This window comes from Larkinella sp., assembly GCF_965227735.1.
Taxonomy (GTDB): Bacteria; Bacteroidota; Bacteroidia; order Cytophagales; family Spirosomataceae; genus Larkinella.
Genome location: NZ_OZ245776.1, coordinates 1,602,563 through 1,627,121, shown reverse-complemented (window position 1 = coordinate 1,627,121; position 24,559 = coordinate 1,602,563). Strand labels below are relative to the sequence as shown.

The 24,559-nt window shown below is 53.7% G+C and carries 17 protein-coding genes; 14 read left to right on the top strand and 3 right to left on the bottom strand.

The window, feature by feature from the left end; genetic code table 11:
• Positions 1-729 (top strand): esterase family protein, encoded by a 729-nt coding sequence (locus ACO064_RS06265; RefSeq protein ID WP_421826539.1) that lies wholly within the window; start codon positions 1-3, stop codon positions 727-729.
• Positions 730-1,022: 293 nt separating this feature from the next.
• Here the strand turns inward: ACO064_RS06265 and ACO064_RS06260 are convergent, their stop codons facing one another.
• Both ACO064_RS06260 and ACO064_RS06255 read right to left on the bottom strand, forming a co-directional pair.
• Positions 1,023-1,958: a ring-cleaving dioxygenase gene (locus ACO064_RS06260; RefSeq protein ID WP_421826538.1), complete on the bottom strand. Its 936-nt coding sequence runs from the start codon at positions 1,956-1,958 to the stop codon at positions 1,023-1,025.
• Between the two features lie 74 nt (positions 1,959-2,032).
• Positions 2,033-3,493: a serine hydrolase domain-containing protein gene (locus tag ACO064_RS06255; RefSeq protein ID WP_421826537.1), complete on the bottom strand. Its 1,461-nt coding sequence runs from the start codon at positions 3,491-3,493 to the stop codon at positions 2,033-2,035.
• Between the two features lie 203 nt (positions 3,494-3,696).
• Between ACO064_RS06255 and ACO064_RS06250 the strand changes: the two genes are divergently transcribed.
• Together ACO064_RS06250 and ACO064_RS06245 are read left to right on the top strand one after the other, a co-directional pair.
• The gene (locus ACO064_RS06250; RefSeq protein WP_421826536.1) at positions 3,697-5,166 is read left to right on the top strand and encodes a serine hydrolase; all 1,470 of its coding nucleotides are present in this window, start codon (positions 3,697-3,699) and stop codon (positions 5,164-5,166) included.
• A gap of 235 nt (positions 5,167-5,401) precedes the next feature.
• Entirely contained in the window at positions 5,402-6,943 is a 1,542-nt protein-coding gene (locus tag ACO064_RS06245) for an Ig-like domain-containing protein (RefSeq protein ID WP_421826535.1), read from the top strand.
• Positions 6,944-7,063: 120 nt separating this feature from the next.
• Here the strand turns inward: ACO064_RS06245 and ACO064_RS06240 are convergent, their stop codons facing one another.
• A complete protein-coding gene (locus tag ACO064_RS06240) occupies positions 7,064-7,252 on the bottom strand; it encodes a hypothetical protein (protein ID WP_421826534.1) in 189 nt (62 codons plus the stop codon).
• A 35-nt stretch (positions 7,253-7,287) separates the two neighbouring features.
• On the opposite strand from ACO064_RS06240, the gene ACO064_RS06235 reads away from it, so the two are divergent.
• From ACO064_RS06235 to ACO064_RS06185, 11 genes are all read left to right on the top strand, one after another.
• Positions 7,288-7,884 carry a Uma2 family endonuclease gene (locus ACO064_RS06235; RefSeq protein ID WP_421826533.1) on the top strand — a complete coding sequence of 199 codons (597 nt, stop codon included), beginning with the start codon at positions 7,288-7,290 and terminating at the stop codon, positions 7,882-7,884.
• A 399-nt stretch (positions 7,885-8,283) separates the two neighbouring features.
• A complete protein-coding gene (locus tag ACO064_RS06230; protein WP_421826532.1) occupies positions 8,284-8,874 on the top strand; it encodes a hypothetical protein in 591 nt (196 codons plus the stop codon).
• Between the two features lie 54 nt (positions 8,875-8,928).
• Positions 8,929-9,654, top strand: coding sequence for a hypothetical protein (locus ACO064_RS06225; RefSeq protein WP_421826531.1), 726 nt, complete (start codon positions 8,929-8,931; stop codon positions 9,652-9,654).
• 142 nt (positions 9,655-9,796) lie between these two features.
• On the top strand, positions 9,797-10,003 hold the full coding sequence (locus ACO064_RS06220; RefSeq protein WP_421826530.1) for a hypothetical protein: 207 nt from the start codon (positions 9,797-9,799) through the stop codon (positions 10,001-10,003).
• Positions 10,000-10,179 (top strand): hypothetical protein, encoded by a 180-nt coding sequence (locus tag ACO064_RS06215; protein ID WP_421826529.1) that lies wholly within the window; start codon positions 10,000-10,002, stop codon positions 10,177-10,179. Before ACO064_RS06220 ends, ACO064_RS06215 begins: the two co-directional genes overlap by 4 nt.
• A gap of 308 nt (positions 10,180-10,487) precedes the next feature.
• Positions 10,488-12,290: a hypothetical protein gene (locus ACO064_RS06210; RefSeq protein ID WP_421826528.1), complete on the top strand. Its 1,803-nt coding sequence runs from the start codon at positions 10,488-10,490 to the stop codon at positions 12,288-12,290.
• 47 nt (positions 12,291-12,337) lie between these two features.
• Positions 12,338-16,441 (top strand): PA14 domain-containing protein, encoded by a 4,104-nt coding sequence (locus ACO064_RS06205; RefSeq protein ID WP_421826527.1) that lies wholly within the window; start codon positions 12,338-12,340, stop codon positions 16,439-16,441.
• 117 nt (positions 16,442-16,558) lie between these two features.
• Entirely contained in the window at positions 16,559-20,203 is a 3,645-nt protein-coding gene (locus ACO064_RS06200; protein WP_421826526.1) for a GEVED domain-containing protein, read from the top strand.
• Between the two features lie 148 nt (positions 20,204-20,351).
• Positions 20,352-20,945: a hypothetical protein gene (locus ACO064_RS06195; RefSeq protein ID WP_421826525.1), complete on the top strand. Its 594-nt coding sequence runs from the start codon at positions 20,352-20,354 to the stop codon at positions 20,943-20,945.
• Positions 20,946-21,039: 94 nt separating this feature from the next.
• Positions 21,040-21,813, top strand: coding sequence for a C1q-like domain-containing protein (locus ACO064_RS06190; RefSeq protein ID WP_421826524.1), 774 nt, complete (start codon positions 21,040-21,042; stop codon positions 21,811-21,813).
• A 229-nt stretch (positions 21,814-22,042) separates the two neighbouring features.
• Positions 22,043-24,364, top strand: coding sequence for an immunoglobulin domain-containing protein (locus ACO064_RS06185; protein ID WP_421826523.1), 2,322 nt, complete (start codon positions 22,043-22,045; stop codon positions 24,362-24,364).
• The last annotated feature ends 195 nt before the right edge of the window (positions 24,365-24,559 follow it).

Here is a 24,559-nt window from a genome sequence, read left to right as displayed (position 1 = left end):
ATGCATCGCGAATACCAAAAATGGTTTAGTCCCCGGCTGAACCGCGACATGGAGCTTTTAGTGTTTGGTCATGCCGGTGCGCGGGTGCTGGTGTTTCCGACCCGGCGGGGGCGGTTTTACGAGTTTGAAAACATTGGTCTGGTCGATGCTCTGGCCGACAAACTCGAAAGCGGGAATCTGCAACTGTTCTGCGTCGATAGCATCGATGCCGAGAGTTTATACAGCAAATGGATTCCTCCGCACGAGCGTGTACACCGTCATCTGCACTACGAAAATTACATTCTGGAAGAAGTGCTGCCCTTCACCCGGATGAAAAATCCCCAGCCGTTCATGATCGCCCTGGGCTGTAGCTTTGGCGCTTTTCACGCGGTGAACATTGCGTTGCGGCATCCTGCCTGGTTCGGGAAAGTGGTCGCCCTGAGCGGGCGGTATGACTTGTCGGCACCCGTGGAGAGCTTTCGCGGATTGTTCGATTCCTACTACGACGAAACCATTTACTTCAATACCCCCACGCATTTTTTGCCCAACCTCCACGACGAAGGCACGCTGGCGTTGCTGCGCCGGATGCATTTCCTGATCGCCATCGGTCAGCAGGATCCCTTCTTCGACAACAACCGGGCCCTGAGTTTTTCATTGGGCGAAAAGCAGATTCCGCACGATTTGTACGTCTGGGAAGGCCGGGCGCACCGGGCCGAATACTGGCAGCAAATGGTGAGGGTGTATTTGTAATAATCCCTATTTATCCCGAAGGGATTTAACAGCGTAGCGTCGGTAGTCAAAAAAATGAAATCACCCTATCCCTGCGTGCCGTCAGGCACGCGACAGCATGGTTGAGGTAAAGCGTTACGTACCTGACGGCACGCAGGGACGGGGATAACCTTATCTACCGACGCTGCGCTGTTGAACCCCTGACGGGGTAATAACGTCCCGGTTATTTAATAAAACCAACTAGACCAACGTAAACGTATACGGACAACTAATTGAAAATGGGTAATCAATTTACGGAGTTACCCATTTTCAATTTACACCAAAACCGGCAACTGCCCCTCGATTTGCGCCCGGCGGGGTTCATACTGGGCGGGTAGTTTCAGATGCGTCCCCAGTTCATTCAGCGGTTCGTCTATCGTAAAACCGGGATTGTCGGTTGCGATTTCAAACAGCACACCGCCCGGTTCGCGGAAATAGATGGAATGGAAATAATTCCGGTCGATCTGATCGGTAACCTGCAAACCTTTGGCGGCAATTTTTTCCTGAAAGTGTTTCTCAACGGCTTCGTCTTTGACCCGGAACGCGACGTGGTGAATGGTGCCACCGGCCACATGCCCGCGCGCTTCGCCCGGCACTTCCACCAGATCCACCAGATTCGCATTGTCGACCGCGCTGGTGGCAAACCGGTAGCGATTGACGTGCTGGTCGATGAGTTGATAACCAAAGACATCGGTTAAAATATCGGCGGTGCCTTTGATGTTTTCCAGCGTCAGCGTCACGTTGTGAAATCCTTTGGTGGCAACGGCTGCGCTAACGTCGTTCGTCTCCCACGGTTTCCGGTCGTCGGCGGTTTTGGAAACGATCAGTTCGAGTTTCAGGCCATCGGGATCGAGAAAAGGGAGGTAGGTTTCGCCGAATCGCTGCGTCGGTTTGTTGTAAATGACGTTGTGATCCACGAAGCGTTTTTGCCAGAATTCCAGGCTTCCTTCGGGAACGGAATAGCCAATTTCGGTCGCCATGCCGGTGCCTCTGCGGCCCGGCTGAACGGTTCCCCACGGAAAGAACGTCAGGATGGTTCCCGGTGATCCGCCTTCGTCGCCGAAGTAGAAATGGTAGGTGTTCGGATCGTCGAAATTGACGGTTTTTTTGATAAACCGGAGCCCGAGGATTTTCGTGTAAAAATTGAAATTTCGCTGGGCATTTCCGGCGATGGCGGTGATGTGGTGCAGGCCTAAGAGTTGGTCTTCCATGTGAATCGGGTCTTGAAAAGCACGAGCCGGGAAGTTAGGAAAAACTCGTTTGCCTGACACCAGCATTGGCTCCTTTATTTCATTTTCTTGAAGGCATCTCCGAATATGTGGGCACCTACAACGGTATGAGCATCGTCGTATAGCAACTCCAGCCGGTGCTGTCCGTCCCGGTCAATCATAACCTCCCGGCTTTCAGCAATCATTTCAACCGCCGGTTCATCCCAGTTTGGTTTGAGATACATTTTACCGTTGGTCTGAATCATCTCAAATGAATAATGCGTCATGTCGTATTTTCCAACGATCCGGCTGATCTGCCCGGGATTCAGGGTGAATTTTTTAACGGACATGGGACGGTAGAAATTCCAGCCATACACGTTCGAGATGCTTCGCATCAGGTCGTAGATAATCGTGAAACCATTGTCCGAATTCGTCATAATCACCACGCCGTTGCCGTGATTAGCCTGCGCTACATACAAACTGCGAAAACCTTTGTTGGAGCCGCCGTGAATAAAAAGCAGCAAATCTCCCTCGTTTTGCATCATCGGCCCCAGACCATACCAATCCAGGTTTTTGGTTAACATCTGCTCCGCCATTGATTTGGAAATCAATCGGTTGGATTTGCCTTGCAGCGATTGCTGAATGTCGATGATGTAGCGAGCCAGATCCGAAGGGGTAGTCCATAAACCGGCAGCCGCCATTTCGGGGTAGGTATGGTAGCGGTCTTTGAGAGCCTTGCCGTTGCTCTGATAACCAGTGGCGGCCAAAGTACGAAACCGCTCCGCGAGTGGCTGTTCGTAGCTGCTGTGGTGCATCCCGAGTTTCGATAAAACCGTCTCGTGCATCAGCGTTGGAAACGGTTTTTTGAGCTGATCGACCAATGCTTTTTGCAAAACCGTATACCCTCCCCCCGAATACCGGAAGATGCGACCGGGAACCGTGTCCGGTAGAACAGCCGGTGAATTAGCCGGTTTTTCACCCTTCAGAATCTGAATGAGGGACGGTATTTCTTCGTTTGCTGCGTACCCCCGAAAACCGTGTACGGTCAACCCGGCGGTGTGGCTCATGATTCGCCGGAGCGTTGCTTTTTCAGTCGTTGTGTATTTCGTATCAGGAACTTGCCAGTTTTTCAGGTAGGCATTGATGTTCGTGTCCAGGGAGAACATTCCTTTTTCAACCCAGTGCAACGTTGCGAGGGCTGTTAGCGGTTTGCTGATCGAAGCCGCCTGAAACATGGTGTTTTCATTGACCGCCCGTTGCTCTTCCTGACTGGCAAACCCGTAGCCCTTTACCCATTCTATTTCTCCGTCTTTGATCACGGCAATGCTGAGTCCGGGGATTCTGAGTTGCTTCATCCGATCAGCCATGTTGAGCGGTTCGACCTCTTCGCCCTCCACGACGATGGCTGGTAAAAGATGATTTTCTATTTGCCGGATTTTTTCGGACAGATTGGATTGTGCCTGGGTCGTCGTGTACCAACCGGATAGGAGTAAGAGGAGATGGGCACGGATGCCTATAGAAAAAGTCGGAACAAGCATAGCAAAGGCGGTATTTTTCTGCAATATATAATTTAATTATATATACTTCTTTCGTCCTTGCCTTAAAACCGTTCGGTTGACATTAAAATTGACGTCTGCGTGTAACCTTTGGTTGTTCCGGGAGTTTCCCGCGCAACGTGGTGACGAATCTTTGGTCTTTACACCGTTGAACGATATTCTCCCCGAAAAAGACAACAAAAACAATGAACGACAAACTTGATCCCCGGCTGCTACGGATGGCAGTCATGACCTTACTACTTATCGGCCTGTTCATCAACACGGCCTCGCTGGCCCAAACCGACCAGGTGGAAACCCTGATCCGGCGCGAAATGCAGGAACGCCGGATTCCCGGCCTTCAGGTGGCGGTGGTTCAGCGGGGTAAACTCGTTCTGCTCAAATCGTACGGGATCGGTAATCTCCAGTATGGGACACCGGTGACCACCCAGAGTGTTTTTTCGATCAATTCCTGCACGAAAGCCTTCACCGGCGTGGCCATCATGCAGTTGGTGGAAGAAGGGAAAGTAGACCTGGCGGCTCCGGTATCCCGCTACCTCGCCGACCTGCCGGCAAGCTGGCAACCCGTCACGATCCGGCAACTGCTGACGCACGTTTCCGGATTGCCGGACATTCTCCGGGTCATCGACTCCGCGCCGATGGGCCGGGTGATGGATGAAGAAACGGCCTGGGCGAAAACGAAAGCCATGCCTATGGATTTTCCGACCGGAACGCAATTTCTGTATAACCAGACGAACTATGCCTTACTGGGGAAGATCATTGATCAGTTCCGGGAGAAACCATTCGCGGAGGTTTTCCGGGAGCGGCAGTTTCAGGTGGCAGGGATGCCCAACACCGGTTTTGGCGATTCCCGCGATGTGATTCCAAACAAAACGCAGTCGTACGGGTATGTGACCCGAATGGATGGACAAGCCTATCCGCTAGGCAAAATCACTAATTCGTACGAAATTTTTCCAGCCTTTCGCCGGACGGCTTCGGGCATGAACAGCACGGCGGAGGATCTGGCCCATTGGGTCATGGCGCTGCAACAGGGCAAACTTTTTCGAACCAAAACCGCCCTCGCGACCCTCTGGACGCCGGGAAACTACAATGACGGAACGCCGACGCAGTGGGCGATGGGCTGGGTAACCAAACCACGACCCCGCCACCGGGCCATGATTACCACCGGCGGTGGTCGTTCGGCTTTGTTTGTTTACCCCGAAGACGACCTGGCCATCATCGTTTTAACCAACCTGGCCGGTTCTTCTCCGGAAGAATTCATTGACGAACTGGCGGGTTTTTATAATCCGGAAATTCCGAAATCCGATCCCATTACCACGCTCCACATGCAGTTGCGGAAACGGGGTTTTGAGCAGGCCTATGCGGTATTTCAGGAAGAAAAAGCAAAGAACGCGGCTTTCCAACCATCCGAAACCGATCTGAACGACTGGGCGTATCGGATGATGGGGCGGGGACAACTAACCGAAGCCCTCAGCATTTTCAAACTCAATGTAACCTTGTTTCCGGCAAGCTGGAATGTGTATGACAGCTACGGCGAAGCGCTGTTCAGAAATGGCCGGAAAGAAGAAGCCATTGCGATGTACCGGAAATCAATTGAGCTGAATGCCGATAACCAGGGCGGAAAGCAGATGCTGGAGCGGATTTTGAAAACGCCGTAAGCCGGAAAGCCATCGTATGTCTACTTTTAAGCTCGACAGATATGACGGTTTTTGCCTGAATAATATTTTGTACACACAAAAATATTAGTGTGACTTTTTTCTCAATAGGAAGTCTACATTAACGAATGTTATTCCCGAAAGGGCCGGAAACGTGGCCGGAGCCGGTTTTTGATGAAATACATTGTAAAAAACCAGTTGGAGTCATAGCACTTGTCGTAGTTAGTCGTTGATGAATATGAAAAAAAAAATCTACCTCCTTGCGGGTCTTTTTCTGTTAGCGGTGAGTGCCTCATTCGCTCAGAATGGAAAATTCGACGTCCGATTTTTGGTTAAGACCATCGACTGTACCACCGGCAAAGCCGTTATCAACGTGCAGGTGAAAGCCAGCAATACGCAGGGTACGTTTCTGATGGGCGATGCGAACTACCGATTCGATTATGACCCCCGAATCATCAAAAATCCGGTCATTCTGACGCAGGAAAATTTTTCCAGCCAGGCTCCGGCGAGCGATGTCCGGTATGGAATCCAGAATCTGAACGGCAGTTCGTTCGGGCCCACCATAGGAACCGTTTCGCTCAACACCACCTATGGTGGTTCGGGAACCGGAGCCGCTTCCGTTGGCATCAACTGGATCACCGTTTCGACCATTCAGTTCGATATCGTCAATACGCAACTGATTCAAAACAACTGCTTTTCCATCGTCTGGCATACCGATACCATTTTTCCGGTTACCGGGATGAATGAGTACATCACCAATGCGCAGGCAACCGGTGGGTACGAACTCAAAAACGTGGCGGCTGGCGGCATTTTCGGTAATCTGCAGGTTTGTATTCCCGACTATTGTTCCATCAATGCCATCGACGACATCGCCACCACGCCCGTCAATACGCCCGTCAACGGCAATGTTCGCACCAACGACCTCACCGACCCGCTGACCCTGGTCGTGACCACGACGCCCGTTACGGCTCCCAAACACGGTTCGATTACCATCAACCCTGATGGTTCTTACATTTACACGCCCACCAATGGCTACGTCGGTAAAGACAGCGTTCAGTATCAGGTCTGTAAGCAAAACAATCCGACGGTTTGCGACCAGGCCTGGCTCCGGATCACCGTGACCCAAACAACCGTTCAATCCATCGACCTCTCGCTCACCAAAACCGTTAGTAAATCACAACCGGCGCTGAATGAGGTGATTACCTATACACTGACCTTGTTGAACAGCGGGGGAGGCAATGCCACCGGCGTCGAAGTAAAAGATTTGCTACCGGCGGGATTGATGTACCAGAGCAGCAACGGAACCTACAACGCCAATACCGGGATTTGGACCGTTGGTACAGTCAATGCGGGGGCTACCGTTCAGTTGGTCATCACCGCAAAAGTAACCACGGTGGGCACCTGGTTTAACAAAGCCGAAGTCAGCAAAGCCGACCAGCCCGATACTGACTCGACACCCAACAACGATAACCTGCTGGAAGACGACATCGGCGTGGCCTGCATCGCCATCCCGGTCAACATTTGCGATGGCGACACCTACCAGATTGGCTTACCCAGCGGGTATACGGGCATTCAATGGTACAAAGACGGACAAATCATTCAGGGCGCTACCGGCTTATCCCTGCAGGTGACGACCGCCGGCAGCTACTCATTTACCGCTTCCAACGCGCAGTGCCCGATCCAGGGTTGTTGCCCGGCTATTTTTGTCAACGGAGATTGCTGCAAACCAACCGCCTGTATTCCCATCACCATTACGCAAACGAAAAAAGGACGATTATAAGCAAGGCCGGGTCAACGGGTTGGCCCGGCTTTGCTGTTGCGTTTAGTCCTCATCGTAATCTGCACACTAATGGGATCAAAATCATCGCCAAACCGGAAATTCGAAATCGATGTCATCCAGTTACACCATGCCACCGGTCGTCAACGGGATGAACTGGTCGCGAAACTCATTCACACTGTATTCGAGGAGGGGGCTCAATCCCAATCGGCGAAACGACGAAAACGAACGAAACGACGACCACCGGATGAGGAACAGGAAATTCAACAAGCGGAATGATGCGTTACTGGTTCGGGTTTTATGGTAAATCATGCCTAAATTTGTTAAAACCGCTTTATCAGAATCCTATGGCAACCATCACCGACTTTTCGCAGCTCGACCTAAGTAAAAAATATAGCTATGCCGATTACCTGACCTGGCAATTGGACGAGTGGGTCGAATTGATAAAAGGAAAAGTCGCCCGAATGAGCCCGGCACCGAAACGGATTCATCAACGCCTATCCGGACGGCTCTTTGCGGAAACCGAGCAATATCTCCGCGGAAAAACGTGTCAGGTCTATCATGCGCCATTCGATGTGCGTTTATCTACTACGCACGTCATAACCAACGAAGAGATCGAAACCGTCGTGCAGCCGGACATTAGCGTCATTTGTGATCCGGCTAAACTCGATGAACAGGGGTGTATCGGTGCTCCGGATTGGATCATCGAAATTCTGTCGCCAGGCTCAATGGCCCGCGATACCAAAGAGAAGTTCGATCTGTACGAGGAAAACGGGGTAAAGGAATACTGGATCGTCGCACCGGGTGAGAAAAATATCTCGGTTTTTGTGCTGGAAGGTGATCGGTATCAACTGGTTGCCGATTTTTACCAGCCCGGTTTGATTCCCGTTCGCACATTGGCGGACTTTTCAATTGAATGGGGTACAGTATTTGAAGACCTGTAGTCACTGTCTATGACGGGAAAGAGAATTAAAAAGGAATAACAAAACTTGTTTTTGCAAGCAATTATTTACTATACACACACCATATTTCCCCGTTCTGGTAGTTCGCCCCGTTGCTGAAGTTTCGGCAACGGGGTACTATCACGAAGTTTGAAAAAAACGTAATTTTTTTTTGCCGGGACCGTGCGCTGGTTGTGCCACAGCCATCCGTTAAGTGTTTGGAATAGACCTAAATAAGGAAAAAAAGTGTATAAATTTGGATTGGAAAGTGACAAATTGCAGGTGCTTCGGTCTCAAGTAAAACGACACCGATTGAGTATAATTGCTTGGGTAAGCAAATAATAGAATACAAATACCATCGCCAACGATCAATGCGGATGAATATGCATCTGCCAAACCGGGATGAAACCATTTTCGCTGTTACTAACCATCCTGCTTCCCCTGCTGGGAAGCGCCGTTCAAGCCCAGACGGGCCTGACGGTGTTTGGGGATTGTTCCGTAGCAGCCGACGCATCCATCGGTTTTTTTGGCGATCAACTGACCCTGAACGCCGACCTCGGGGGAGAAGGTCGGCTGGTGATGGCCGGGAACGAAATCCAGGTCATCGAAGCCGCCGACAAAACCGTCAGCCACCTGGTGATTGTCAATCCTACTGTCGTGAAAGTGCGGGGCAAACTAATCGTCCGCCAGTCCCTGGTGGTTGAGCGCGGCCATCTCGACGTGCTGCCGAAGTCCAGCCTGGTGCTGGCTCCGCAGGCAAGGCTGCTGGTGTTACCGGGAAGCCGGTTCAGTCCGCTGCCGGACGGTTTCAAACCCGATCGAACTACGGCCCCGACGGCCCAAAACCAGCATCCGGATGTTTATAGCCTGCCGACCGATTTTCACTGGGTAGTGACCATGTCGATATCCGCCGAATCCGCCGTGATTTACCGTGCGGCCGAAAGGTACCAGGCTCCTTCTTTACCCCGAACGGCAACACCCCCCTGGGCCTGATCTGCCCCGTCCGTTCCTGTTCCTATTTCTGTCATTCTCATATTTGAACCACTCATGAAAACCGCTATCAAACATACGTTGGCGATAACCGCCCTTCTTTTCAGTGCATTAACCACCCAGGCTCAGGTGAAAATTGGCTCCAATCCGACGGTCATCGAAACCCAATCCAATCTGGAAGTAGAAGCCTCGACCCCCAACCGCAAGGTGAAAGTAGACAAAACCTCCGGCAAGTTGACCATTCAGGATGGCACAGAAGGGACGGGGAAAGTGTTGACATCGGATGCCGTGGGGGGAGCGAGTTGGCAGGAACCAGCGACGCTAAATATCCCTGTAACCGCATTTAGCGGAAAACTAACAACTAGTTACGTTATTCCAGCATGGACAGCACACGATCAACTTGATCAACGTATTCCGTTGACGCCGACCATTGGCGGTTCGGGATGGAATGCTACGACTAAACGATGGGTTGCCTCAACGGCAGGTACCTATTCAGTGCAGGTTGGCCTATCCTGCAACAGTACCACGGGAGCAGCCGTTGCACTTTGGACCCGGATCTGGATCACTTCAGAAAACGGTGGCCCGTTATTTAAAGGAGTGACTGCTATGGGAGCACCTGCTGGTGACTGGCAATCAGTGGTTTATACAGGTCAGTTGGCTCCAGGTGATGGAATTTCTCTTGAGGGATATACTATGCAGACCGATGGCCAACCTCCGGTGAACTCGATTTGGACTGGGACATGCGCGCCTGCTTATATGACCATTACAAAAATCTCGAATTAATCATCAGGCAGAGCGGTGGCAAACCGGGTCGGCGGTTCCTGGGATCGGGGGCAGGTGCGGCAGGTGGACGGTGTCGGAGTGAAGAGAAATGGGCGAATTTGTGTAATTTTGGTGCATAGTGAACAAAAACCGGTATTCACCTATGCGGTATATCGTCAATGAACAGGGCATGGTTCAAATTCCGCTTGAGGATTGGAAAAATATGCAGATGCGCTATAAAAAGTTACATCAAAAAGTCCGTGTGATGACGGGTATTCAGCAGGGATTAAAAGAAGTCCACGACTCCATCGCACTGGGGAAACCTTTGCAGAAATTAGACGATTTTCTGTCTGAGTTGCAGAAAGAATGAAGGTCGAAATCCGGGTTAGCGAAAACTTTAAGCGGGAAGCCAGACGCTTGCTGAAAAAGTTTCCTTCATTACAGGCAGAATTGATGGATTTGCAACGAAAGCTCGCTGAAAATCCAAATATAGGATTTTCGCTTTTTGCCCCTAAATCCCCTAAAGGGGACTTGGACGCAGCTTAATCCGGATGCTATAAGTCCCCTTTAGGGGATTTAGGGGCAAAGGCGAAAGTGTAAAGAATTATCAGACGTAAGTCCTAAGAACAAATAAAGTCAATAATGATTGCAGTATCAGTAAAAAAGGCAAACGGCCTCAGTAACCCTGATTGTTAAAAATAACGAACAATTAATTTGCTTGCTCAATCAATTAAAGATTGAAAGTCAGTCAATCAGTACAAAAAGATAAAAGGATTTAAATCGCAACGAAGATGATGGGACAGTATACCAGAAAGCACAGATGGGGAGTTCTCTTGACATTTGTGTTGACCGTCATGGCCCGCTGGGCAGAGGCTCAATCCGGCAGCACGGGCAGTACGTTCGTCCATACCGGCGGGCAGATGGGTATTTTTGGACAACACGACTTCCAGAACGGGAGTGGTACCATCAATGCCGGGATCATTGGCTCCGAGCGGCAACCCGCCATCGGCATGTACACCTTCGTCAACCCCAACGCAAGTTGGGTTGGGGCCAGCAGTTCGGCCTTTGTCGACGGTTACGTGCGGACTCTTCAAAGCGGTCCCTTTACTTTTCCGATTGGCGATAACAATGCCTACCGCCCGGCAGCCGTGTCGGCTTCGTCCAGTGCCAACCCCACCACCGCAGCCTATTTCGGCGTCGATCCGGGGCTGGCCACCACCAGCGATTTAAAAGGAGGGACTTACGGCATTCTGCCCGGCGGAGGCCCCGAGTTTCCCACCACTTCCAAAGCCGCCACCGTCGGTGTGGTCGATAACGTCGAATACTGGGACATCGACGGCACCACGCCCGCGCGCATCACCCTCACCTGGGATGCCAACACGCCCATCAGCGCGATGATCGGCACTGATTTCAGCAAACTGACCATTGTCGGCTGGGACGGCACGCAGTGGGTTACGATTCCGTCGACGGTCGATCCGGCTTCGCTGGTTCAGACCACCAGCGCGAGTGCCTTCACGGGCCTGGGACCTCAGGTTTCGGCCGGTTCCATTACGACGAATGCCACGGTGGTGCCGGGTTCTTTCACAGTGTATACGTTGGCGGGAATCGAAACCATTTGTAGCCTGACGGTGACGGCGTCGGCCAGCCAGACGGCGGTTTGCGTGGGGCAGGTCGTGACCCTGTCGTCGACGGTAACGGGGAATCTGGGCGCAGTGACCTATGCCTGGAGCGGCCCCAACGGTTTTACGAGCAATGCCGCCAACCCGACTTTGCCCGCGGCCACTTCGGCCACCTCCGGTTTGTATACCGTTACCGTTTCTGATCCAACCTCTTCAACCTCCTGTATCCGAACGGCTTCGGTGGCGGTCAATGTCGGTTCGCTGGGTGTAATGGCGAGCAGCAACAGTCCGGTTTGTTCGGGCGGAACACTGGAGTTATATGCGAACGTACCCGACTTGACGTATGCTCCCTTTACCTACGCCTGGACCGGACCGAATTCGTTTGCAAGCAATCAACCCAATCCCACCATCGTCAATCCGACAGCCAGTGCGAGTGGCAATTACGTTTTAGTGGTCACTGCAACCAATGGTTGTTCGGGATCGGCCATCACCGCGGTCGTCATCACCGATGCGCCTGATTTAAGTTTTGGTCTGCCCAACGACACCTACACCATTTGTTCCGGATCACCCGCGCAGTTGACGGTTTCCGGTTCGAACGGGGCTACTGTAACCTGGCAGGCATCGACTGGCCAAACCGGCACGGGTACGACTATTAATTTGGGAACCATAACCAACAACGCCAGCGAAGCGGGAATCATTAAAATTGTCGTTGACGCACAGGCCAATGGGTGTCAGGACAATGCGATAGTGTATATCAAAGTAAAGCCCATACCGATTCTCCAGCTTTCACCCACGGTTTCCATTGTCTGTAATTTGGAAACGGCGACCGTCCAGGCCACCGCGCTCGTGACGGGAGCAACGATCGATTGGACCCGAACCCCCAACACGCCCAATCCACCACCCGCCAGTGGCACCGGTACAACCAGCGTATTGCTGACGCAAACATTGCCACCAGCCACGTATACGTACAATTTTACGACAACGTATGATGGCTGCACCAGTTCATCCCAATCAGTCACCGTAACTGTACAGCAATGAAGACCGGGCCGGATACTTATCGAAGACTTTTTAACTGCATGAATGCTATGAATCTTGAGATTATTGCTGGAAAAGAAAAGGATAAGGGAAAGACCCGATCTCTGTTCTATCATTTATTCGGAACGATTCTGGTTATTCTGGGCATGGTCGCACCGGCTTTCGCCAATATCTATGTGGTTACTAATACCAATGCCACGGGTGCGGGGTCATTTCATCAGGCACTGCTGGATGCGAATGCAAATCCAGGTGCGGATGTTGTTCAATTTAACATACCGCCCGCGCTGTTGGATGCCAACAATGTCGCAAAAATTACGATGCCGACTGGAATTCTGATCTCAGGATCGGTCTTCATTGACGGGAAATCTCAGGCCATTAACTCGGGGCGTTCGAATACCGCGTGTCTAAACAGCGAAGCCATTACGGTAGGGGTGGATCAGGTCACCATCCCGGCTTTCGATTGCCCTGAAGTGGAAGTCACGTTTCCCAGTGTTACTACGTTAGGCTTTTTTATTAACACCGGAGCGGATGGAACCGTCATGGATAACATTGCCGTAGTAGGGCCCAATTCATCGCCGACGAACGGAACTTTGGCTGAAATTGAACCGGGCGTCAGTAACATTAAAATAACGAACTGTTTCCTGGGGCCAACCGCGACGGGTATTTTTTCAGGAAATAGCCTGGCTACTACCGGTAGTATATTGCAAATTCTGGGAAGCAATGTTGAGGTAAGCCATAACATCGTAGGCTATAATTTAAATGGCGGAGGAATCATCCTGAATGGCTTGGGCGTGAATAACAATGTAACCAAGCAAAATAAAATTATACAGGCGGGGCTCTCTTCGACGGTTGGCGATGCCATCACACTGGTTAATCACCCTAATTATAATTTGATAGAGGGGAATTATATATTCAAACCCGGTGCCAATGGCATGCACTTGTTGCAGGGGGCCAGTAATAATATCATTCGCAATAACACCATTATCGGAGCTGGTCAACTGGTTCAGGAAACGGCTGGAATAGCAGTAAATCAGTTTGTTACCTTTGGTGGACCGGCAACCTTCAACAATCAGATTTTGAAAAACGTCATCACGGCCAGTGGTGGCCCGGCCATCCTGGTTGCGAACGGAAACGGAAATCTGGTCTCTCAGAATTCAACTTTTAACAATGGAACGCTTGGGATTGACCTGACCGATGAAACAACGGCAAATACCCGGGATCAGGGAAATGGGGTAACGATCAACAATGGGATAACCACTACTGGCTTGGGAAATATTGGCTATGATTTTCCGATCATTAGCAGTGCCGTCATCAATTCAAATGGAGATCTGGTGGTGTCGGGATTTGCGCGACCCGCAGCTAAAATCGAGCTGTTTGCTGCCGATAACACCGCGGACGGCGGAAGCTTGAGCTTCAAATACGGTGAGGGGGAACACTTCTTCTATTCGTTTCAGGAAGGGTCGGTCGGTATTGATCTGGATGCCACGACGGGATCCTATTCGGTGGCCGATGGCAATACCGATGCCAATGCCAACCGCTTTCAGGTAATTATTCCTCAAAATTCGCTTCCGGCTTTTGTCAATAACATCCTGAAACTAACCGCCACCGCCACCGATGCCTTAAACAATACGTCGGAATTCGGACCGGTTTTTACTTTAAATCTGACGCGTGACTATGGCGATTTGCCCGCTACCTATTGTACGGAGCAAACCTCAAACGGAGCCAGTCACCTGATTACGTCCGGCCTGAAAATGGGAGCATTGATCGATGGCAATACGGACGGTATCCCCGCAGCAGCAGGGGCACTTCCAGATGGAGATGATAACAACGGGGATGGATTTTTGACGTATGAATATTACAATGGTGTGGTGGGAAGCACGGCTAACATTCCTGCCTCGGGCGCTACTGTAACCGGTCTGGTATCGAGCTTCGGGGTAGTTCCTGCCAATCAAGGCGATCCTAATATGTACGGGATTCGAATGAAAGGATACATTACTATCAAAGATGCGGGCGTGTATACGTTCTATACCAATTCCGACGACGGATCGATTCTGAAGATTGATGGTACTACCGTTGTTAATAATGATTTTGCACAAACGCCCACCGAACGATCCGGAACCATTACACTGGCACCCGGTAGCCATCAGATTGAAGTGCTTTACTGGCAGGGGAACGATTTTAGTGCCTTACTGACGGTTTCTTACGCCGGACCGAACGTTACCAAGCAACCAATTCCGTCTTCTGTCTTGTCGTCAATTTTGCCGGACGATGAAGATGGCGTAGCCGCTTTCCCGGTGCTGACAACCTCTACGCTGGTCTATACGGTTCCGGTAACGGTACAAAATACGACAGGCACTGTAGCCAGTCTGGTTGGCTGGATTGATTTTAACCGAAATGGAACCTTCGATACCGGGGAAGCGTCTGCCGTTGCCACCGTGCCAACCGGGACGAATGGGAACATCAATGTGTCCTGGAATGGTCTTTCGGGACTCATCGCCGGACCGGTTTATGCTCGTTTTCGGCTTTCGTCGGATCCTGCTTTCAACGCTTTAGCCAGTTGCGGTCCTTTGAGCAATGGGGAGGTAGAAGATTATCAGCTAACAATTGTTTGTACACCGTCTTCGCTTACCGCCAGCCAAAACAGCCTGACGATCTGTTCCGGGCAGCAGGCCAGTGTAACCTTTGCAACAACGCCAGCAGGCTCACCGGTGCGGTGGACAGGCAGTGACGGAACCGCCGGATTCTCATCAACGATGGTAACGGCACCAGCGAACAACGGGCTGACCCCAATTCTCGTAAGCTATACTGCCGTGACCGGCGAGTTTGGCTGTACGTCCTCTACGGTCGTAACGGTCACCGTCAACCCCGTCCCGGTCATCACGCCCTCGGTCTGCTCCCAAACCATCTGTTCGGGCGAAACCGGAGCCATCACCTTCGTGAGCAGCGTGTCGGCCACCATCAACTGGCTGCGGGTCGAGGACGGGGCCACCGGAACCGGCAACATCAGCCAACTGTTCAATACGGCCGGGACCAATACCTACAAAATCTGGGGTGTCAGTGCGGCCCCGGCTTCGTGTCCGTCGTCGACCACCATTACGTGTGTGATTGTGGTGAATCAGTGTACCGTTCCCTGTAACCTCACCGTCACCGCGTCGGCCAGCCAAACGGCGGTTTGCGTGGGGCAGGTCGTGACCCTGTCGTCGACGGTAACGGGGAATCTGGGCGCAGTGACCTATGTCTGGAGCGGCCCCAACGGTTTTACGAGCAATGCCGCCAACCCGACTTTGCCCGCGGCCACCACCGCCATGACGGGCATGTATTCCCTGCTGGTTACGGATCCAACGGCCAGCACGTCCTGTGTTGCCGGTTATCTGGTTGAAATCCGGGTTGGTTCGCTGAGCGTATTCGCCAGCAGCAACAGTCCGCAGTGTACCAGTGGAACCCTGTCTCTGTCGGCTGTGGCCGCAGGGGGAAGCGGTTCTTATACCTATGCCTGGACGGGTCCGAACGGCTTTAACAGCGCGAGTCAGAACCCGACCCTCGCCCTGACCACCAGCGCCCAAAGTGGCAGCTATACCGTCACTGCTACGGATTTGAGCGGCTGCTCGGGCCGTACGACGACGGCGGTTGTCGTGGCAACGCAGCCTAATCTGGCCGTAAGCGGTACGCCCAGCCTGACGGTTTGTTCGGGTGCAGCCACCACCCTGAACGTCACCGGTGATGGAGGTGCGCCCGTTACCTGGACCAATAGCCTGGGCCAAAGCGGCACCGGGACGACCATCAATTTTGCGGGCGTCGTCAACGTGAGTGGCGTACCCCAAACCGTCGTCTACGCGCTTTCGTCTCAGGCAGGTTCGTGCGAGGATACCGAAATCATAACGGTTACGATCAACCCGGCCCCCGTCGTGCAGGTGATTCCGTTGAACTCGGTCATCTGTGCGTTGGAACAAACCAGCATCACCGCCACCGCGGCCTCGGCCACGATCAACTGGAACCGGGTACCGACAACACCAGCCCCCGCCAGCGGAACGGGAACGGGCAATGTAACAGTCAACGAACCTTTACCCGCCGGAAATTACACGTATACCTTCACAGCGACGCAGGGCGGTTGCACCAGCCTGCCCGTCGTGGTGACCGTTTCGGTCAATAATTAAAACCGGTGCCGCTCCGGCAACCGGGGAAAGGATCGGAAATTTCCATAGTCAGTGTAGGATTGACATTGTAGAAAATAGGTTATTATGAATACCAGAACCGTTTACAGAACGACTCCGATGGAGTCTGCCACCCGTCGGGACAAAGGAAGTTGTGCCTCATGGGCCGTTGGGCTGTTGTTGCTGCTGTTGCTGCCCTTTTCACAGGCCCGGGCGCAGTTCCAGGATCATATCTGGTACTTTGGAAATTCAACGGCCGGGATCAGCTTTGATAATGCGACGAACCAACCCTCAGCCCTGAACAACCAGTATACCCCGTTTGGAGCCGAAGGCTGCTTTGTCGCGACCAATCCGACCACCGGGCAACTGATGTTCTATACCTCGGGGAATGAGATCATCAACCGAAACCATCAGGTCATGCAGGGGGGGAATCTGGTATTCCCGGCCCCGGCCCCGGTGGCTAACCCGGCTGGGGGATGGGTACAAAGTGTAAACGGAGCACAAAGCGTGGCGGTCATCGAAAAACCCAATGGCGTTGCCACGGGCGACTGCGGAAAATTCCTTTATTTCATCAATGACGCCAATGAGTGGGGAGGTTCGGCAAAACCGGGGTCCATTTACATCGGACAGATCGATATGAATGCCAATGCTGGTTTGGGGGCGGTAACCCAGCAACCAACCCGCATCTTGACTACGAACGCGTTTACCGAGTCGATGTTTGTGGTCGCTCGTCCGGATAACCAGGGTGCCTGGCTGATCCTGAATAATGTTTTGACGAACCGGATTGAAGTGTATGCCGTAACCGCTGCCGGTACAGTAACCGCCACGCCGGTATCGACGTATACAATAGCTGGTGTTAACTGGTCGACCGCCTGGACTGCTGCTGGTAATCCCTATTATTGGTTATTGGGTTCAATCGCTTATCATCAGAAAACCGGAAAATTTGCGCTGAGTTTAGGATATTTGGGTGGTTATAATCTTTATGTAGGTGATTTTAACAATACGACCGGTGCGATATCGGGGGTAACGAATGCTGCTAATTTTTACAGTCCGCCATCAACTTTTATTGCCTATGGTACGGAGTTTTCACCGAGTGGCAAGTGGCTCTATTTTTCCATAGCAGCAAACGGTGTGGGTGCTCTCCGGGCCTATAACATGCAAACTGGCGTTGATATTGGAAATATCAACGGAAATGGAAATGGCTGGCCTAACCTTCCCTTTTTAGGCTTGAAGACGGGCCCCGATGGAAAGTTGTGGGTAAATACCAACGGCTATGGCGGGGATCCTTACGGAACAAACCGGGCGGTTCGCTCCACGTTTAATATTGAAAACCCTGTGGTAGATGGTTTCGTAAGTTTTCCCTTACCCGTCAATACCTTTAGTTACCGGTTTCCGGATTTTTTATCGCTGATTCCTCCTCCGACCGCACTCAACGATCAGGCGACGGGGATTACCAATTGCAGCCAAACAAGCACTACCATTGCGTCCCTGACCAACGATGTCAACAACGCGACGGGCAATTTGTACATCGATCAAATCACGCAGCAGCCCCTGCACGGTACGGCTCAGATTGTCAGCAACCAGTTGGTATATACCCTCACGGACCTGGCCTTTGTCGGAACAGACACCATCAAATACCTGGTGCGCTCCGATGCCAGTTGTTATGCACCGGGAACCATCGCCAGTGCCATCATTCCCGTATCACAATGTCCGCTGGATTTTGGTGATGCTCCTGATACGTATCTGACTTCGCTGGCAACCGGCGGGGCCAGTCACCTGATTACACCCGGTTTGCACATCGGCGCCGTAGCCCCGGACATTGAAGCGAGCGGCATTCCGGCCACGGCCAATGCGGCTGCCCAGAGTGATGACAACATTGGCTCCGACGATGAAGACGGCGTCAGTGCCTTTGCCAATCTCTGTACCACTTCGACCAGTTACACGCTGACGGTTCCGGTTACCAACACCGGCACAGTGGGGGCGCGACTCATCGGCTGGATTGATTTTAACCGCAACGGCGTATTCGAGTCTTCGGAAGCCGCCACAGTCAACACCCCTTCGAGCGGCAGTTACCAACTGGTCTGGAGTGGCCTGAGTGGCCTTTCCGCCGGTTTTTCCTACGCCCGTTTGCGACTCACGAGTGATCCGGCCATCACCAACAGCACCCCGGCGGGTCGGGCCAGCAATGGCGAAGTAGAAGATTACCGCCTGTCGATTTCCACCGGCGGGGGAACCATTACGCCCGACATCACCTCCCGGACGGTTTGTTCGGGGACGCAGATCGCTATTAATTACACGACCAATCCCGTAGGAAGTCAGGTCAACTGGACGCGCCTGCCGGACAGTCTAACCGGCGTCGGGAATGTGGTCGACGTGCCAACCGCCACCGGCACCACGCCCGTCAGTTATACCTACACCGCCTGGATTGCCAGTGCGTTTGGCTGTCCGAGCAATGTAGTCACCACCGTCGTCACCGTCAACCCCGTCCCGGTCATCACGCCCTCGGTCTGCTCCCAAACCATCTGTTCGGGCCAAACCGGAGCCATCACGTTCGTGAGTAGCGTGTCGGCCACCATCAACTGGCTGCGGGTCGAAGACGGGGCCACCGGAACCGGCAACATCAGCCAACTGTTCAATACGGCCGGAACCAATACCTACAAAATCTGGGGTGTCAGCGCGGCTCCGGCTTCGTGTCCGTCGTCGACCACCATTACGTGTGTGATTGTGGTGAATCAGTGTACCGTTCCCTGTAACCTCACCGTCACCGCTGCGGCCACCAACACCGCCGTCTGCGTGGGGCAGGCCATCAACCTGACCTCGACCGTCACGGGCAATGTTGGCCCGGTGACCTACGCCTGGAGCGGCCCCAACGGTTTTGCGAGTACGCTGGCAAATCCGACCCTTCCGTCGGCCAGTTCATTGACCGCCGGTACGTATACGGTCACGGTCAGCGATCCGTCATCAAGTACGGGCTGTATCCGAACCGCAGCAGTCACCGTCACGGTGGGTTCTCCGACCGTTGCGGTGTTCAGCAACAGTCCGCTGTGTGCAGGCAGCACGCTGACGCTGTTCGCAACCGGTGGGTTTACGACCTATACCTGGAGCGGCCCCAACGGTTTTGCCAGCAACCAGCAAAATCCAACCCTTCCGAATGCCACCACGGCGGCTAGCGGTATCTATACCGTAACAGCCTCGAGTGGGGGAGGTTGTACGGCAACTTCGTCGGCAACTGTGACGATTGCAACGCAACCCAGTCTAAGTATTACAACGGGTTCGGGTCTAACGATCTGCTCGGGACAACCCGCAACGCTGTCGGTCACGGGCGACGGTGGAGCAACGGTCAACTGGACGAACAACCTCGGTCAGAGCGGCACCGGAACGACGATTAACTTTCCGGGTTTGCTGAACGTGAGCGGAAGCCCGCAATCACTCACCTACGTGGTTTCGGCCAATGCCGGTTCCTGCAGCGACAGCAAAACCGTCATCCTGACCATCAACCCGATGCCTACGTTGAAGGTAACACCGCTCCAGTCCATCGTCTGTGCGCTGGAACAAACTACAGTGACGGCAGTAGCCCAATCACCCACGGCGATCATCAACTGGAGCCGCAGCCCGGCAACCCCGGCCCCGGCCACCGGAACGGGAACAGGGAGTGTCACGGTGACCGAAACGCTGCCGGTCGGAACGTATACGTACAGCTTTACCACCACGCAGGGAGGATGTACGAGCGCACCGGTAACGACGCAGGTCATTGTCAATAATTGAGCAGTAGACTGGTTTACGGTATTCGGTTTACGGTTTTCGGATCAACTGAATGACAGTAAGGTGATTAATTTAAACTAATAACGATAAACCGCATACCGCATACCGCATACCGCATACCGTAAACCGAATACCGTAAACCGTAAACCAAATGAACCGACTTTCCACCCTGCTTATCCTCCTGCTTTCCTTCGTGGAAAGCGCCGTTCGCGCCCAGACGGGCATGACGGTGATCGGAGATTTGCAGCTCATGGAAACCGCCGTGGTGAGTGTGTTTACAGACAGCCTGACGCTGGCGCACGATGTGAATGGCGACGGAACACTGATGCTGGCGGGAGAAACGCCCCAAACCATCGACGCCAAAGCGAAAACGATTCAGCATCTGGTCGTCCGGAATCCGAAGGGCTTGACGTTGAAGGGCAACCTGACCATTCGGAAATCGCTGACCATCGAACGCGGAAATCTGGCGATGCTGCCGGGTGCGCAGCTCCGGGTTCTGCCGCTGGCGACAGTAGCGGTTCTGCCGGGGTGCCGTCTGATTCGGTCGGGAATAACCCTGCAAACGGAAACCGATGCGATGACCCACCCGAAAAAACTGCTGCTGCTGGATGCAAACCTGCTGGCCAGTGCCGGGGAGCGACCCGCAAAATCGCTTCCTAAAACCAGGCGCGAAGCAAAACCGGGCGTTCGTGCTGAATACCGGTCGCCGGATTTGGCCCAGTCGGCACCACCGCCGAAGGACTGACCCAATCCGAATGCGCACCGGTGGTGCGGCCCGGCCAGCCGGGATAAAAAACCGTAAAAAAACCAAGAAGATGACTCACTATTTACCTCATCCAATGAAAACATTGACTAAATACACCCTGGCACTCGTTGCGTTCGTCGCCAGTACCGTCGCGGTGCAGGCGCAGGTGAAAATCGGTAATAACCCGACCATCATCCATTCCGGTTCGCTGCTCGAACTGGAAAGCAACACGCGGGGTCTGCGGATGCCGCAAATTGCCCTTACTAACACCACCACCTGGGCACCGGTACTGGGCCTGGGCACCGCGCCGGCCGCGCCGGGCATGCACGTTTACAATACCAACCCGAACATTACGTCGACCAACACTTTGTACCCTACGCTGGCGGCAAAAATCGGGGAATACTACTGGGACGGAATCGGTTGGGTGGCGTTAGGAGGGGCGCAGAGTGCGGACGTCGTACTTCGCGTAGAATTTTCGGGTTCTCAGACCATCACAGCGGTAGCTATGGTCAATTTCACTTCAACGAAATTTGACAAAGGGTCTAATTTTAGTTTAGCTACCGACAAATTTACCGCACCGTCTGCGGGCTTCTATCTGGTCAACTTCAACGTCGACTGCGGTATTCCTGAATTATTGGGCTATGCCACGGGCCGTTATGCCTATTTGATGGTCAATGGAACTGCAGACCGGCTTTTATTCAACGATAATGTTATTGCCGGGGCTGGTTTTGCCCGTACGACACCCGCGCTGCTAAAACTGAATGCGGGGGATACGGTCTGGGTAACGGCCGGTGATGCTGCCGGGGGCAGTGCTGGCGGCTGGCGGTTTGGAACCGCGATTCTCGAAATTACCAAATTATCCAATTGATCAGGTTCAATTCCATTGAACAGTGAGACTCTTAAACTATTCGGGCGAGCCTGACAGCCCGTTCGAACTCAAGCCTTCCAACTGGTACGAAGGCGCAGCGTTCTTACATTCCAGACCGATTCAGTCATTCCGTATTCAATATCCGTATTCAATAATAGTGGTTTTAACTCGTAATTCGATGATGGGTATATTTACTAACAAACACAGATTCGGCGGCTTACTGACGTTTGTGTTTACCGTCATAGCCCAATGGGGACACGCTCAATCCGGCAGTTTTGGCAGCACGTTTGCCCATTCGGAAGCCGAAACGGCGATCTATGAGCAGCACAATTTCGTAACCGGCAGCGGCACCATCAACGCCGGCATCATCGGGTCGGAACGGCAACCCATCATCGGTCTCTACAGCTTCGTCAATCCGAACGGAAGCTGGATCAGCGCCAGCCAAACCGCTTTTGTGGATGGCTACGTGCGGACCTACAACCCCGGTGCGTTTACGTTCCCCATCGGCGACAACGACAAATACCGCCCGGCGGCTGTTTCGGCCTCATCGAGTGCGGCACCCACCACGGCGGCCTACTTCGGCGTCGATCCGGGGATGGCGATGACCAGCAACCTGATGGGCGGCAATTACGGGATTCTGCCCGGCGGTGGCCCCGCTTTCCAGACCACTTCCAAAGCCACGGGCGTCGGCACGGTCGATAACATCGAATACTGGGACATCGACGGCAACACGCCCGCCCGCATTACCCTCACCTGGGACGCCAGCACGCCCATCAGTACGATGGTTGGCACCAACCTGAGCAACCTGACCATCGTCGGCTGGGACGGCACGAAATGGGTAGCCATTCCGTCGACCTTCGACGCCAGTTCGCTGGTGCAGAACACCAGCGCGAGTTCGTTTACGGGTCCGGCCAGCGTCGTTTCTGCCGGTTCCATCACCACGAATGCCCCGGTCGTGCCCAGTTCGTTCATCGTGTATACGCTGGCGGGCATCTGCCCCAATGTACTGATTACACCGAGCGTGACGAGCCTATCCATCTGCTCGGGTGCCGAAGCCGTCATCACCTACACCACCACGCCCACGGGTCAGCAGGTACTCTGGAACCGGATGCCGGGCAACCTGAACGGGATCGGCAACATCAGCGACTACCCAACTGCCACCGGCACCACGCCCGAAAGTTACACCTACACGGCTTCAACGGCTGCCATAGTTGGTTGTCCGATCAATTCAACGGCCACCGTCGTCACGGTCAACCCCATTCCCGTCATCACCCCCTCGGTCTGCTCCCAAACCATCTGTTCGGGCCAAACCGGAGCCATCACCTTCACCTCGTCCGTGTCGGCCACCATCAACTGGCTGCGGGTCGAGGACGGGGCCACCGGCACCGGCAACATCAGCCAACTGTTTGCCACCGCCGGAACCAATACCTACAAAATCTGGGGTGTCAGTGCGGCCCCGGCTTCGTGTCCGTCGTCGACCACCATTACATGTGTGGTAGTGGTGAACAACTGCTGTAGCCTGACGCTGACGGCGTCGGCCAGTTCGACGGCGGTCTGCACCGGGCAAGCCATCAACCTGACATCGTCGGTGTCGGGCAATGTCGGCACGGTCACCTACGCCTGGAGCGGCCCCAACGGTTTCACGAGCAATGCCGCCAACCCCACGATTCCGTCCGCGACCTCGGCCACGGCGGGAACCTACTTCCTGACGGTGAGTGACCCGACCTCCGGTACCACCTGTAGCCGAACCGCTTCGGTCAATATTACGGTCGGTTCACTCTATGTGGCCGCCAGCAGCAACAGCCCGGTTTGTACGACGGGTACTTTGTCGTTGTCCAGTCTGAGCGCCGGGGGCAGCGGCACCTTCACCTATGCCTGGACGGGGCCGAACGGTTTTGTGAGCGCGGTTCAAAACCCGACGGTCGCGCTGTCGACCACGGCCCAAAGCGGTTCCTACACGGTGGTGATCACCGACGCGGGGGGCTGCTCGGGAACGGCCACCACCTACGTCGCCGTGGGTGTTCAGCCCAATCTGACGATCAGCGGAGCCCCCAGCCTGACGGTTTGCTCGGGCGTGGCTACGACGCTAAATGTGACGGGCGACAGTGGAGCGACCGTGACCTGGACCAACAGCATCGGCCAGAGCGGAACCGGAACGGCCATCAATTTTACCGGCATTCGCAACCTGAGCAGCCAGCCTCAGTCCGTCACTTTCGTGGTGACGGCGATGTCGGCCGCCTGTACCGATCAGGAACTGGTGGTGGTGACGGTCAATCCAGAACCGGTTTTGCAGGTGACGCCCAACGCGGCCGTCTACTGTAATCTGGAGCAGATCACGGTTTCGGCCACGGCGCTGCCAAACACGGCCGCCATCAACTGGACGCGAACGCCCAACACGCCCAATCCGCCGGTTCCGGGCGGCAGTGGCACGGGTTCGGTAACCGTTCAGCAGACCTTGCCGGTCGGTGCCTACACGTACCAATTCACGGCAGTCGGCACCAACGGGTGCAGCAGCCAAACCGCCAGCGTGCCGGTGACGGTGCAGCAGTAGTTTTGCCCCGGATTCGCCCCCAACCCCCTAAAGGGGGCTTTGGACACGGAGTAAAACCGGACATAAGTATCGTCCAAAGCCCCCTTTAGGGGGTTGGGGGCGAATCCGGAGTTGGAAGCAAAGCCGGGACAAAAGAAGCAGCAGAACGATCAAACGATACGAGTATGGGTTCGGTATCAGCATATTGCGTGAACA